Raw genomic sequence first — 12577 nt, 5'->3', positions numbered from 1 at the left:
GGGGTAGGATCGAGCAGGCGTCCGTACCGGAATCGGATGCCGCGAACGGTGCCTATGAGGAGGTGCAGATGCCGATTCTTCCGAGCATCTCAGGACCCCGTGACCTCGACTCGCTGTCTGAGGATCAGCTCATCGAGCTCGCGGGGGAGATCCGTGAATTCCTCGTCGAGAACGTGTCGCGCACCGGCGGGCATCTGGGACCGAATCTCGGAGTGGTCGAGCTGACGATCGCCCTGCATCGCGTCTTTTCCTCTCCCGACGACCCGTTCATCTTCGACACGGGCCACCAGTCGTACGTGCACAAGCTGCTCACCGGACGTCAGGACTTCTCATCGCTCCGTGTGCGCGGAGGGCTCGCCGGTTACCCGCAGCGCTCCGAGAGCCCGCACGACGTCGTCGAGTCGTCGCACGCGTCCAGCTCGCTGAGCTGGGCCGACGGCGTCTCGCGCGCACTGACCGCGACCGGGCGTGCAGACCGCCACGTGGTCGCGGTCGTCGGGGACGGCGCGCTGACCGGCGGCATGACGTGGGAGGCGCTCAACAACATCTCCGACGACAACGACCGCAACCTGGTCATCGTGGTGAACGACAACGGGCGTTCGTACGCGCCGACCATCGGCGGGATGTCCCGTTACCTCAACCGAGTGCGCACGGCCGCGGCGTACAAGGAGCTGCACCACAAATCGGACCGCCTCTTCCGCGCCTTCGGGCCCGTCGGCCGTGCCGTGTTCCGCGGTGTGCGGGGCGGGACCCACGGGTTCCTCTCGAGGTTCACGAACAACGAGGCGCTGTATTCCAATCTCGACATCAAGTACCTCGGCCCGGTCGACGGACATGATCTTCCCGCGCTCATGGAGACCCTCGAGCTCGCGAAGTCGTTCGGCGCGCCCGTCATCGTGCACACCATCACGGAGAAGGGGCGCGGCTACCAGCCCGCTCGAGATGACGAGGCCGACCAGTTCCATGCTGTCGGGCGCATAGACCCGACGACCGGTGAGACGCTCTCGTCGGGAGGGACCGGCTGGACCGATGTCTTCTCCGACGCTCTCGTGTCCGTGGGCGAGCGCCGCTCGGACGTGATCGCGATGACTGCGGCGATGCTGCGCCCGACGGGTCTCGCCCCGTTCGCCGAGCGATTCCCCGACCGCGTCTACGACGTGGGAATCGCCGAGCAGCATGCGGTGGCATCGGCCGCCGGTCTCGCCTTCGGAGGCCTGCACCCGGTCGTGGCGCTGTACGCGACCTTCATGGGACGCGCGTTCGATCAGGTGCTCATGGACGTGGCACTCCACCGTGCGGGCGTCACGTTCGTTCTCGACCGCGCGGGTGTCACCGGTCCCGACGGTCCGAGTCATCACGGCATGTGGGACCTGGCGATGCTGCAGATCGTCCCGCACATCCGCATCGCCGCCCCGCGCGACGGGGTGCGCCTGCAGGAAGCGCTCGACGAAGCCGTACTCGTCGAAGACGCCCCGACCGTGATCCGCTTCCCCAAGGGTGACGTCGCGCCTGAGCTTCCCGCCCTCGAGCGCCTGCACGACGGTGTCGACGTGCTCGCCCGTGGCGAGTCCGAGGATGTGCTGCTCGTCGCGATCGGGCCGTTCGCGGCGCTGGCGATGGATGTCGCCGAGCGACTGCGCGCTCAGGGGATCGGCGCGACGGTCATCGACCCCCGCTGGGCGATCCCTGTTCAGCCCTCGATCGTCAGCATGGCCGCGCGTCATCGCCTGGTCATCACGCTCGAAGACGGAATCCGCGTCGGAGGCATCGGCACGCGCGTGCGTCAGGTGCTCCGCGAGGCGGGCATCGACACGGCGGTCGACGAGCTGGGCCTGCCGGACGAGTTCATCGATCACGCCTCGCGCGATCAGATCCTCGCGGATGCAGGCCTCACCGCGTCGAAGATCGCGCAGGACGTCGTCGCGCAGGTTCTCGGGACTCGTATTCCGGTCGCTCGCCAGTCGGGGGAGACCGGCACTGTCGATCTTCCGCTGCACGAGCGGAGCTGATCCCGGGAGTGCTCGCCCGGTCAGTTGAGGGCGTGCAGCGCCGCGACGGCTTCGGCACCGCGGCCCGTGTCGCGGAGCGCGGTGGAGAGCAGATAGCCGTCGGTCAGGGCGTCGCCTGTGACCATGACTCGAACGAGCTCGACGCCGCAGGCACGTCGGACCTCGTCAGCGCTGGCGGCGATGACGCGGGTGTTGATCTCGTCATTGTGCGGCAGCTCGGCTCCGTCGAGGCTCCGGATGACGTCTCGCAGCGCCGCGCCGACGATGTTCGACGCGCGTTCGTTCACGTTCACCACGTCGAGCTCGAATACTCGCAGATCTCTGCCGGTGGCCAATGGTCGCCATTCGAAGGACGCGTGCACCCGGTGCTGATGCCCGCTGGCACCGGTCATCTCGCGGGCGGGCAGGTCGGTCGCGCGACAGCGGACGTCGATGAGCTTGTACCAGTAGAACAGCGGGAAGGCGCCGTGTGAACCGGGGTCGAGCACGACGACTTCGCCGACCGCGCCCCCGCGTGAGGTGGGCCGCCGCTGCGGCCGGTTGCGGATGATCGGCTTGCCGTTCCGCGTGCGGATCGCCGCCCACCCCTCATCCACCGTGACGACGAAGATCTTCAACAGGGCCGGCACGACCAGCAGGATCGTGAGGATCGCCGTGCCGGTCTTGAACAGACCCGACATTCCCTTACCACCGAGCATCGAGAGGAGCATGTCCATGACTCCACTGTGCCGCCTGCTGCTTCTGTGCACGGCCATTCTCCGCTCTCGGATGCCGGTGTTCACACGCTGTTCCGTCGGTGTTACCCACGACGCCGCGAGGTGGATACGCCGCGGGCGCGGGCGAGGCTCGGCGCGCCTCAGGCGAGGCTCCTCAGCCGAGGTCCGCGAGCACCTCGGCGAGCAGTGCTTCGGTCGTGACTCTCACGCGCTCGCGGTCGGCCTCGACGAGGCCGACCCTGGTGCGCCGGTCGAGGATGTCGTCGACGGTCATCGCGCCCTCGGCGCGCACCGCGAACTCGACCTGCACGCGGGGCACCGCGCCGTCGGTGTCTGAACCGGTGTGAGACCAGCTCGGCGCGGTGTCGGTGAGCCGGAGGGACGCCGTCCGACTCGGCGCGGCGTTCAGACCGCTCACGCGTGCCGCGAGGTCGACGGCGTCCTCCGCCATCCGCCGGTACGTCGTCAGCTTGCCGCCGAGGACGTTGACGAACCCCGCGTCGGAGGCGGCGACCAGATGACGGCGAGAGATGTCCGCGGTCGAATTCGCGCCCGTGTCGACCAGTGGGCGGAGGCCCGCGAACGCCCCGCGCACGCGTTCCCGGCCGATCGGCTCGGCCAGCACCCGGTTCAGGGTCGTGAGAAGGAAGCGGATCTCGCCCTCTGTCGGCGTGGCGATCCGCGGCACAGCGCCCGGAGCATCCTCGTCCGTCAGACCGACGATCACCCGTCCGCTCTGCTGCGGCAGAGCGAACACGTAACGGCTGATAGACCCTTCGTGCGGGATGGTCAGGGCCGCCGACGGGTGTCCGAGGTCGGCGGCGTCCAAGACGATGTGGGTTCCGCGGCTGGGGCGCATGGTGATCGACTCGTCGAGGGTCCCGGCCCATACCCCGGTTGCGTTGATCACCGAGCGGGCCCGGATGTCCAGGGCCTCGCCGGTCAGCGCGTCTTCGGCGATCGCCCCATCGCTGCGGAGCCGGCGCGCGCGGACCCGCGTGAGGATGCGTGCGCCGAGAGCCGCGGCCGTGCGGGCGACCGTCACGACCAATCGCGCGTCGTCGACGAGCTGTCCGTCGTACGAGAGCATGCCGCCCCGAAGTCCTCGGCGGTCGAGCGCGGGAACCAGATCATGGGCGGCGCGCGCCGAAACCAATCGCGGCCCGGGCAGCACTGTTCGTGGCGTGTGAGCCCGCATCCGCAGCAGATCGCCCATGGCCATGCCTGCGACGCCGGCGGCGCGCTGTGCGGCGGTCACGCCGACGGCGAAGGGCATCAGCTGGCCCAATGGCCGGATGAGATGCGGTGCGATGACCGTCATCAGCAGGTGCCGCTCGAGGGCGCTCTCCTTCGCGGTCGCGACGTCACCGGTGGCGAGATAGCGAAGGCCGCCGTGCACGAGCTTCGAGCTGAACCGGCTCGTGCCGAATGCGAGGTCATCCGCTTCGAGCAGCGTGACGGTCAGCCCTCGAGAGGCGGCGTCGAGAGCGACTCCCGTGCCGGTGATCCCGCCGCCGATCACGAGCACGTCGACGGTCTCGTCGGCGGCCCGAGCGAGGTCTGAGGCCCGACGCGCGACGTTGAGGTCGGGGGAGTGAGCGGTCACGGCCGGAGCAGCCCGTCGAGCGCGGCACGCAGCTCGCGTTCCCACGAACGCTCGGAGATGAGCTCCGAGACGGTGCCGTGCGAGAGCACCGCCGATTGCGCGATGAGCAGCAGCATCACCGCGATCTCGCTCGGTTCTCCCGCTCTGACGCTCCCCCCTTGCTGCGCGGTCCGGATAGCTGCGGCGAGCCATTGCAGGATCAACCGCTGGCTCGATCCGACGCGCTGCAGCGTGTAGCGCGTGAAGACCTCGGGCTCGTCCGCGAGCAGGCGCCCATAGACCTCGTCGGAGCGGAAGGACGCCGAGAAACGGAGCACGTCGTCGACGAGGTCGTGGCGGGTGAGGGGCTCTGTCGGGAACTGCGAGACGATGCGGGCGACCCGGCGGAGCAGGGATGAGCGCACGACGTCGTCGGCGTCGTTCCAGCTGCGGTAGATCGTCGGACGGCTGTGACCTGCGCGACGCGCGAGTTCTGCGATGGTGACTCCGTGCACCCCCCTGCGGCTGATCAGCTCGTCGGCCGCGTCGAGGATGCGCGCCTGGGTGGCGTCCCAGAGCAGATGCTGTGCGAGCCGCGCTTCTGCAGTCACTTGACGTTCTTCCATGATCTGTCACACTGTAACGCATGGGTCAGGAGAACGGCAGAGTCGCCGCACGCTCGGAGATGCGGTGGAACGGCTGGGGTGATCCCGCGAAAGCCGCTGATCTGCCCCGTGCCGTGCGGGCGCTGCTCCCGTTGCTGCTCGGGCGCATCCGCAAGCCCGCCGCGCCCGTCGAGCTCGGGGACGTGCTCCTCGATGCCTCTGCGCTGACTCCCGACGACATCACGGCGTTCACCGTCGTCGTGGGCGACGATCGAGTCGATGTCTCTGACGAGGCTCGGATCCGCCATGCAGGGGGCCGCTCCACGCCCGACCTGCTGCGAAGACGACTGCCGCATCAGGTCGCCCCGGACGCCGTGGTGCTTCCTGCCGATCACGACGAGGTCGTTGCCGTGCTCGCCGTCGCCGCCGATCGCGGCGTCGCGGTGATCCCTTTCGGCGGCGGGACAAGCGTGGTCGGGGCTCTCGATCCGCAACGCGGTCGTCACCATGCCGTGATCAGCCTGGATCTGCGCCGACTCACCGGTCTTCTCCGCCTGGATGCGGTCAGTGGCGAAGCCGTCCTCGCCGCAGGAACCACCGGGCCCGATGCAGAGGCGCTGCTCGGCGCGCATGGATACGAGCTCGGCCACTACCCGCAGAGCTTCCGCTACGCGACGATCGGCGGGTTCGCGGCCGCGCGGTCGTCGGGGCAGAACTCTGCGGGCCACGGGCGCTTCGACACCATGGTCACGGGCATCCGGGTGGCGACGCCGACAGGTGACGTCGATCTCGGGCGGTCGCCGGGGTCTGCCGCGGGGCCCGACCTGGTCCGCGTGTTCCTGGGTTCCGAAGGCATCTTCGGGGTGATCACCGAGGTCCGCGTCCGCATCCATCCGATTCCGCGTGAGCGCGTTCTCGAGTCCTGGACCTTCCCGGATTTCGCTTCGGGGGCCGATGCCCTCAGAGCGGTGGCGCAGCACGGCGGCGGGCCGACGGTCATCCGCCTGTCCGATGAGGCGGAGACCGCGGTCAGTCTGGCTCAGGTCGGGCGGATCGGCAAGGCGCTCTCGAAGGGTGCAGCGGTCGTCACCGTGTACGAGGGCGACGGCATCGCCGAGCGCCGGGCGCGCACGTCCGCGCTGCTGGCTACTGCTGGCGGATTCTCCTCCGGTGAAGGAGCGGCTGAGGACTGGCTCGACGGACGCTTCGACGGGCCGTATCTGCGCGACGCGCTGCTCGATGCCGGAGTCTTCTGCGAGACGCTCGAGACGGCGACCACCTGGGCGAACATCGGCATACTGAATGCCGCGATCACGGCGGCACTCCGCGACGGACTCACGGATGTCGGGGCCAAGCCCTACGTGATGTGCCACGTGTCCCACATCTATCCGACGGGAGCATCGCTGTACTTCACCGTGCTGGCAGGCATCCGGTCCGACCGGCTGGAGGTCTGGGGGCAGGTGAAGGCGCGTGTCAACGACGCGATCATCGCGAACGGCGGCACGATCAGCCACCACCATGCCGTGGGTCGCGATCACGCGCCGTGGCTGGAGCAGGAGATCGGCGAGACCGGCGTGAGGATCCTGACCGCGATCAAGCGAGAGCTCGACCCCACGGGGATCCTCAATCCCGGTGCCGTGATCTCCGCTGATCGGACGCGCTGACGTGGGCGACCACATCGCCATGCTGTCGAATCCCTCCGCTGGCAAGGGACGCGCCGGGCGCGAGGCAGCCGCAGCTCTCGCCCATCTGCGGGCTCGCGGCGCGGACGTGCATGTGTTCACCGGGCACTCCGCCGCATCGAGCCTCGTGCTCGCGGCGCAGGCTCTCGATGAAGCGCCTCGAGTCCTGGTGGTCGTCGGAGGAGACGGCACGCTGTCCGGCATCCTCGACCTGGTCTGCGGCGCCTCCGTACCCGTCGCGCTCGTGCCGGCCGGCACGGGGAACGACCTCGCACGGGCCCTGGGCCTTCCTCGCCACGACCCGGTCGCCGCGGCGGAGCTCGCGCTCTCCGGAGTCACCAGAGCGATCGACGTCGGAGAGATGCGCAGCGGAGGCAGAGTCGCGCTCTTCCTCACGATCGCCGCTCTCGGCTTCGACGCGAAGGTCAGCGATCTCACCAACCGACTGCGCTGGCCTCACGGCGTGCTGCGCTACTACCTCGCCCTCGCGATCGAGCTCCTGCGCCTGAGCCCGATGGAGTTCACGGTGTCCGTGGACGGCTCCGACGCCGTGGCAGCTCCTGGCACACTCGTGGCCGTCGGCAACACCGAGAGCTATGGAGGCGGCATGCCTGTGTGTGTCGGCGCGGAAGCCGACGACGGTCTCCTCGACCTCGTACAGGTGGCGCCGCTGAGCCGCCTTCGTCTGCTGCGGCTGTTTCCGCTGCTGCTCCGAGGCGCCCACCTGACGCGCCGCGAAGTGGCGCACAGACGTGCCCGTTCTGTGACGGTGAGTGCACCGGGACTCGTCGTGTACGCCGACGGAGAGCGGATCGGCGAGGACGAGTGCACGGTCAGCGTCCGCCCGGCCGCGCTCACCGTCCTGGTGCCTGCAGCGAAGGACACGGGTCGTGGCTGACAGCGGAGGGAAAGCACGCGAGAGCGCAGCGTTCGACGAGGACGTGATCGTGATCGGCTCGGGCTTCGGGGGATCCGTCTCCGCGCTGCGGCTCGTCGAGAAGGGATATCGCGTGCGGGTCTACGAGGCCGGACGCCGCTTCGAAGACGAGGACTTCGCGAAGACCAGCTGGGACGTGCGCCGCTACCTGTGGGCGCCCGCGTTCGGCTGCTACGGCATCCAGCGCATCCACCGTCTGCCGCACGTGATGATCCTCGCGGGGGCGGGCGTCGGCGGTGGATCGCTGAACTACGCCAACACCCTCTATCAGCCCGGGCGAGCGTTCTTCACCGACTCCCAGTGGAGCGCACTCGCGAACTGGGACGCCGAGCTCTCGCCGCACTACGCGACGGCCAAGCGGATGCTCGGCGTGGTCGAGCGGTACCCCCATTCCGGTCCCGTCGAGCGCATCATGGCCGGTGCCGCAGAGGATCTCGGTGTCGGCAGCACGTTCCGGCGTGCTCCCGTGGGGGTGTGGTTCGGCACGCCGGGGGAGCGCACTCCCGATCCGTTCTTCGAGGGAGAGGGCCCGGATCGCACGGGCTGCACGCTCTGCGGCAACTGCATGGTCGGATGCCGTGTCGGCGCGAAGAACACGCTGATGAAGAACTACCTCGCACTCGCGGAGCGCCGCGGCGCGGTGATCGAGCCCCTTCGCACCGTCACCGAGGTGCGCGAGCTGGCGGGCGGCGGGTTCGCCGTGACGAGCGTGCGCAGCGGTGCCTGGCTGCGTCGTGATCGCCGCACCGTGCGCGCCGGTCAGGTCGTGCTGGCTGCGGGCACCTGGGGCACGCAGCAGCTGCTGCATCGGATGAAGCACTCGGGCGTTCTTCCCCGTGTGTCGGACGCTGTCGGGCGACTCACGAGGACCAATTCCGAGGCTCTCGACGGCGCGATCTCGGCCCGGGTTCCGACTTCTCTCGACCTCGCGAAGGGCGTCGCCATCACGACCTCCTTCCACGTCGACGAGCGCACCCATGTCGAGAACGTGCGCTACGGGCCGGGCTCGAATCTGATGGGCGCGCTGGCGTCGATCCTGGTACCCGGAGATGTGCCGCTCGGCCGCCGACTGGGCGGTCTCGTCGGGCGATTCCTTCGGGCGCCGATTCGTCAGCTGCGTATGGGGTCTCTCCGGCGCTGGAGCGAACGCGGCATCATCGCTCTCGTCATGCAGACCGTCGACAACTCGCTCACACTGACGCTGCGGCGCCGATTCGGCCGACTGGTGATGACGAGCAGGCAGGGGCACGGTGAGCCGAACCCGAGCTATCTGCCGCAGGCGCACCGTGCGGCTGTGGCGATCGCCGCGCGCATGCAGAAGGACGGTGGCGTGCCCGCCGAGGCTCGGGGCTCATGGCCCGAGGTCTTCGGGATCCCTCTCACCGCGCATTTCCTCGGCGGCGCGGTGATCTCGGAGTCCCCCGCGACCGGTGTCGTCGATCTGTACCACCGTGTCTGGGGGCATCCGGGGCTGCACGTCGTCGATGGGGCGGCTGTGCCCGCGAATCCGGGCGTGAACCCGTCGCTCACGATCACGGCGCTCGCGGAGCGTGCGATGTCGTTCTGGCCGCGCTCCGGCGACGACGACGAGCGTCCCGTTCAGCAGACATGACGAAGGGGGTCGCGCCGAGCGCGACCCCCTTCGATGCTTCCGATCAGCGGTTCTCGATACCTCGGATCTGCGGGGTGTGGAACTCTCCGCCGAAGGCGCGCTCCGAGGCGCCCTCGCGGTCGAGGTAGGGCGAGGCCCCACCGTCGATGAAGGGCCAGCCGGCGCCGAGGATGAGGCACAGGTCGATGTCCTCGACCTCGGGCACTACCCCCTCATCGAGCATGAGCTTGATCTCGCTCGCGAGACCGTCCTGCACCCGCTGCAGGATCGTCTCGGCCGACGCGGGCGTCTTGCCGACGGCAGGCTTCAGCAGCTTCTCGGCCTGCTTCGTCCAGCCTGTGACCCGACCGCCCTTGTCCTTCTCGATCACGGCGTCGAGCTCCGCGAGAGCGTGGAAGTTCTCGTTCGCGTAGAAGCGCTCCGGGAACGCGTGCGCCATAGTGTCCTGCACGTGGGCTGCGACCTTCCACCCGACCAGGTCGATCAGCTGGAAGGGTCCCATCGGCAGTCCGAGCGGTGCGAAGGCCTTCTCGACATCGGTGATCGGAGTGCCTTCGTACACCGCGCGAGCTGCCTCGCCCATGACCTTGGCCAGCAGGCGATTCACCACGAACCCGGGAGCATCCGCGGTGAGCACCGCGTTCTTGCCCAGATTCTTCGCGACGACGAACGCGGTCGAGAGCGCCCCCTCGGAGGTGACGGGCGTCTTCACGATCTCGATCAGCGGCATCACCGCGACCGGGTTGAAGAAGTGGAAGCCGACGAGACGCTCGGGGTGAGCGAGCTCCGCGCCGATCTCCTCGACCGAGAGCGATGAGGTGTTGGTCGCCAGGATCGCGTCTTCGGCGATGATCTTCTCGATCTCGCCGAACACCTGCTGCTTGACGCCGACCTCTTCGAACACGGCCTCGATGACGAAGTCGCAGTCTGCGTACAGGCTCTTGTCGGTCGTGCCGGTGACGAGCGCTCGAAGCTTGTTCGCGGAGTCCGCATCCAGGCGACCCTTGCTCTCGAGCTTGCCGATCTCCTCGTGGATGTAGGCCACGCCTTTGTCGACTCGCGCCTGGTCGAGGTCGGTGATCAGCACCGGCACCTGCAGCTTGCGCACGAACAGCAGCGCGAACTGGCTCGCCATGAGCCCCGCGCCGATGATGCCGACCTTGGTGACCTTCTTGGCGAGGGCCTTGTCGGGTGCGCCGACGGGCCGCTTCGCACGCTTCTGCACGAGATCGAACGCGTACATGGATGCCGCGAACTGGTCGCCCGTCACGAGTTCGGCGAGTGTTTCATCCTCGCGCGCGAAGCCTTCGGCCTTGGTGCCGCTCTTCGCCCTGTCGAGCAGCTCGAGCGCGGCGTACGGCGACTTCGGAACGGTGCCGATCTTCGACTCGAGCATGCCGCGCGCCATCTTGATGGCGATCGGCCACTTGGTGAGTCGCTCGATCTTGCCCGGCTCGTTCTTGCGCTCGACCTTCTTGCCGCCGAGCACGGCGTCGGCCCAGGCCAGCGAGTTCTCGAGGTAGTTCGCTGCGGGGAAGATCGCGTCGACGATGCCCAGATCGAAGGCCTGCTGCGGCTTCAGCATCCGGTTCTGCTTGAGCGGGTTCGAGATGACGACTTCGAGGGCGTTCTCGATTCCGATCAGGTTCGGCAGCAGGTAGGCGCCGCCCCAGCCGGGGATGATGCCCAGGAAGACCTCGGGAAGCGCGATCGCCGCGGCGGACGCGTCGACCGTGCGGTAGCTGGAGTTGAGCGCGATTTCGAGGCCGCCGCCGAGCGCCAGCCCGTTCACGAACGCGAAGGACGGAACGCCGAGCTCGCCGAACTTGCCCAGCACCTTGTGGCCGAGCTGCGCGATCAGGCGCGCGTTGTCACGCGAGCCGACCTTGCTGATGTCCGAGAGATCGGCCCCGGCGGCCAGGATGTACTGCTTGCCGGTGATGCCGACGGCCTGGATCTCTCCGACGGCCGCGCGAGCGGCGAGGCCGTCGAGCGTGTCGCCGAGAGCGGTGAGGGTCGCCGGGCCGAGGGTGTTCGGACGAGTGTGGTCGCGTCCGTTGTCGAGCGTGATCAGGGCGAGGACCTTGCCCGAGGCGAGACGGATGTCGCGCACAGGAGAGTGCGTGATCACCTCGTCGTCGGTGAGAGCTTGGATGGGGGAGAAGTCGACGTTCGCGTACTGTTCGGAAATCGAGTGTGCCATCGGCGCTTACTTCCTCTTCTTGCCGTCGAAGTGCGGGTTCTCCCAGATGACGGAGCCGCCCTGGCCGAGACCGACGCACATCGCGGTCAGGCCGTAGCGCACGTCGGGACGCTCGGCGAACTGCGCCGCGAGCTGGATCATCAGACGCACACCGGATGCCGCGAGCGGGTGTCCGAGTGCGATGGCGCCGCCCCACTGGTTGACCCGGGGGTCGTCATCAGCGATACCGAAGTGGTCGAGCAGCGAGATGACCTGGATCGCGAAGGCCTCGTTGAGCTCGAACAGGCCGATGTCGGCGATCGTGAGCCCGGCCTTCTTCAGTGCCTTCTCGGTCGAGGGGATCGGGCCGATGCCCATGATCTCGGGCTGGACGCCCGCGAAGGCGAACGACACCATGCGCATCTTCGGGGCGAGGCCGAATTCCTTCACCGCACCGCCACCAGCGAGCAGCGACATCGTCGCGCCGTCGGTGAGGGGCGACGATGTGCCTGCGGTCACACGACCGTGCGGTCGGAACGGGGTCTTGAGCGCCGCGAGGTCTTCCATCGTCGTCTGCGGTCGTCGGCCCTCATCCTCGGTGGCCAGGCCCCACGCTCCGTCGGCGCTCTTGATCGCGACGGAGACGAGATCGGGCTGGATCTTGCCGGCGTCGTACGCCGCCTGCACCTTGTGCTGGCTCAGCATGCCGAACCGGTCGGAGCGCTCCTTCGTCAGGTGTGGGAAGCGGTCGAAGATGCGCTCGGCCGTGACACCCATGTTCAGGGCGCCGGGGTCGACCATGCGCTCCGCGACGAACCGGGGGTTGGGGTCGGCGTTGCCGCCGATCGGGTGGTGGCCCATGTGCTCGACGCCGCCGGCGAGGGCGAAGTCGTACATACCCACACCGATCGATGCTCCCATCGTCGTGACGCTGGTCATCGCTCCCGCGCACATGCGCTCCACGGCGAGGCCGGGAACCGTCTGCGGAAGCCCGGCGAGGATCGCCACCGAGCGGCCGAGGGTGAGGCCCTGGTCTCCCGTCTGGCTCGTCGCGGCGATGGCGACGTCGTCGATGCGATCAGCAGGGACGGCTGCGTTCCGCTCCATCAGGCCGATGGTCGCCTTCACGGCGAGGTCATCTGCGCGGGTGTTCCAGTACATGCCCTTTTCGCCGGCGCGCCCGAAGGGGGTGCGCACTCCATCGACGAAGAAGACGTCCGAGATCTCGGCCACTCTGCCTCCAAGTTTG

At 68.6% G+C, this 12577-nt stretch carries 9 protein-coding genes; 4 read left to right on the top strand and 5 right to left on the bottom strand.

Annotation, left to right across the window (positions count from 1 at the left end; genetic code table 11):
• Positions 1-68 precede the first annotated feature (68 nt).
• Positions 69-2009, top strand: a complete 1941-nt coding sequence (dxs, locus tag MRBLWH13_RS06980) for a 1-deoxy-D-xylulose-5-phosphate synthase (protein ID WP_341957531.1) — start codon at positions 69-71, stop codon at positions 2007-2009.
• 20 nt (positions 2010-2029) lie between these two features.
• Here dxs and MRBLWH13_RS06975 read toward each other — a convergent pair whose 3' ends face one another.
• From MRBLWH13_RS06975 to MRBLWH13_RS06965, 3 genes are all read right to left on the bottom strand, one after another.
• On the bottom strand, positions 2030-2725 hold the full coding sequence (locus MRBLWH13_RS06975) for an SPFH domain-containing protein (RefSeq protein WP_341957529.1): 696 nt from the start codon (positions 2723-2725) through the stop codon (positions 2030-2032).
• 154 nt (positions 2726-2879) lie between these two features.
• Positions 2880-4331, bottom strand: a complete 1452-nt coding sequence (locus tag MRBLWH13_RS06970) for a glycerol-3-phosphate dehydrogenase/oxidase (RefSeq protein ID WP_341957527.1) — start codon at positions 4329-4331, stop codon at positions 2880-2882.
• A complete protein-coding gene (locus MRBLWH13_RS06965; protein WP_341957524.1) occupies positions 4328-4921 on the bottom strand; it encodes a helix-turn-helix domain-containing protein in 594 nt (197 codons plus the stop codon). The genes MRBLWH13_RS06970 and MRBLWH13_RS06965 overlap by 4 nt, the downstream gene beginning before the upstream one ends.
• Before the next feature lie 35 nt (positions 4922-4956).
• On the opposite strand from MRBLWH13_RS06965, the gene MRBLWH13_RS06960 reads away from it, so the two are divergent.
• The 3 genes from MRBLWH13_RS06960 to MRBLWH13_RS06950 are packed head-to-tail and all read left to right on the top strand — an operon-like array spanning position 4957 to position 9146.
• Positions 4957-6579 carry an FAD-binding oxidoreductase gene (locus MRBLWH13_RS06960; RefSeq protein ID WP_341957523.1) on the top strand — a complete coding sequence of 541 codons (1623 nt, stop codon included), beginning with the start codon at positions 4957-4959 and terminating at the stop codon, positions 6577-6579.
• A gap of 1 nt (position 6580) precedes the next feature.
• On the top strand, positions 6581-7495 hold the full coding sequence (locus MRBLWH13_RS06955) for a YegS/Rv2252/BmrU family lipid kinase (RefSeq protein WP_341957522.1): 915 nt from the start codon (positions 6581-6583) through the stop codon (positions 7493-7495).
• Positions 7488-9146, top strand: a complete 1659-nt coding sequence (locus MRBLWH13_RS06950; RefSeq protein ID WP_341957521.1) for a GMC family oxidoreductase — start codon at positions 7488-7490, stop codon at positions 9144-9146. Before MRBLWH13_RS06955 ends, MRBLWH13_RS06950 begins: the two co-directional genes overlap by 8 nt.
• Before the next feature lie 43 nt (positions 9147-9189).
• On the opposite strand, the gene MRBLWH13_RS06945 is transcribed toward MRBLWH13_RS06950, so the two are convergent.
• Positions 9190-11349 (bottom strand): 3-hydroxyacyl-CoA dehydrogenase NAD-binding domain-containing protein, encoded by a 2160-nt coding sequence (locus tag MRBLWH13_RS06945; protein WP_341957520.1) that lies wholly within the window; start codon positions 11347-11349, stop codon positions 9190-9192.
• A 6-nt stretch (positions 11350-11355) separates the two neighbouring features.
• Positions 11356-12561 carry a thiolase family protein gene (locus MRBLWH13_RS06940; RefSeq protein WP_341957519.1) on the bottom strand — a complete coding sequence of 402 codons (1206 nt, stop codon included), beginning with the start codon at positions 12559-12561 and terminating at the stop codon, positions 11356-11358.
• Positions 12562-12577 lie beyond the last annotated feature (16 nt).

Origin of the sequence: Microbacterium sp. LWH13-1.2 (genome assembly GCF_038397735.1) — a bacterium.
In the GTDB taxonomy this organism is placed as follows: Bacteria; Actinomycetota; Actinomycetes; order Actinomycetales; family Microbacteriaceae; genus Microbacterium.
The sequence above is the reverse complement of the archived record's forward strand: the minus strand, read 5'-3'. Positions and strand labels throughout refer to the sequence as shown.

Excerpts from the sequence above, each read along its gene's own strand:
- dxs (WP_341957531.1), top strand. The coding sequence starts at position 69 with ATGCCGATTCTTCCGAGCATCTCAGGACCCCGTGACCTCGACTCGCTG.
- MRBLWH13_RS06975 (WP_341957529.1), bottom strand. The coding sequence starts at position 2,725 with ATGGACATGCTCCTCTCGATGCTCGGTGGTAAGGGAATGTCGGGTCTG.
- MRBLWH13_RS06960 (WP_341957523.1), top strand. The coding sequence starts at position 4,957 with ATGGGTCAGGAGAACGGCAGAGTCGCCGCACGCTCGGAGATGCGGTGG.
- MRBLWH13_RS06945 (WP_341957520.1), bottom strand. The coding sequence starts at position 11,349 with ATGGCACACTCGATTTCCGAACAGTACGCGAACGTCGACTTCTCCCCC.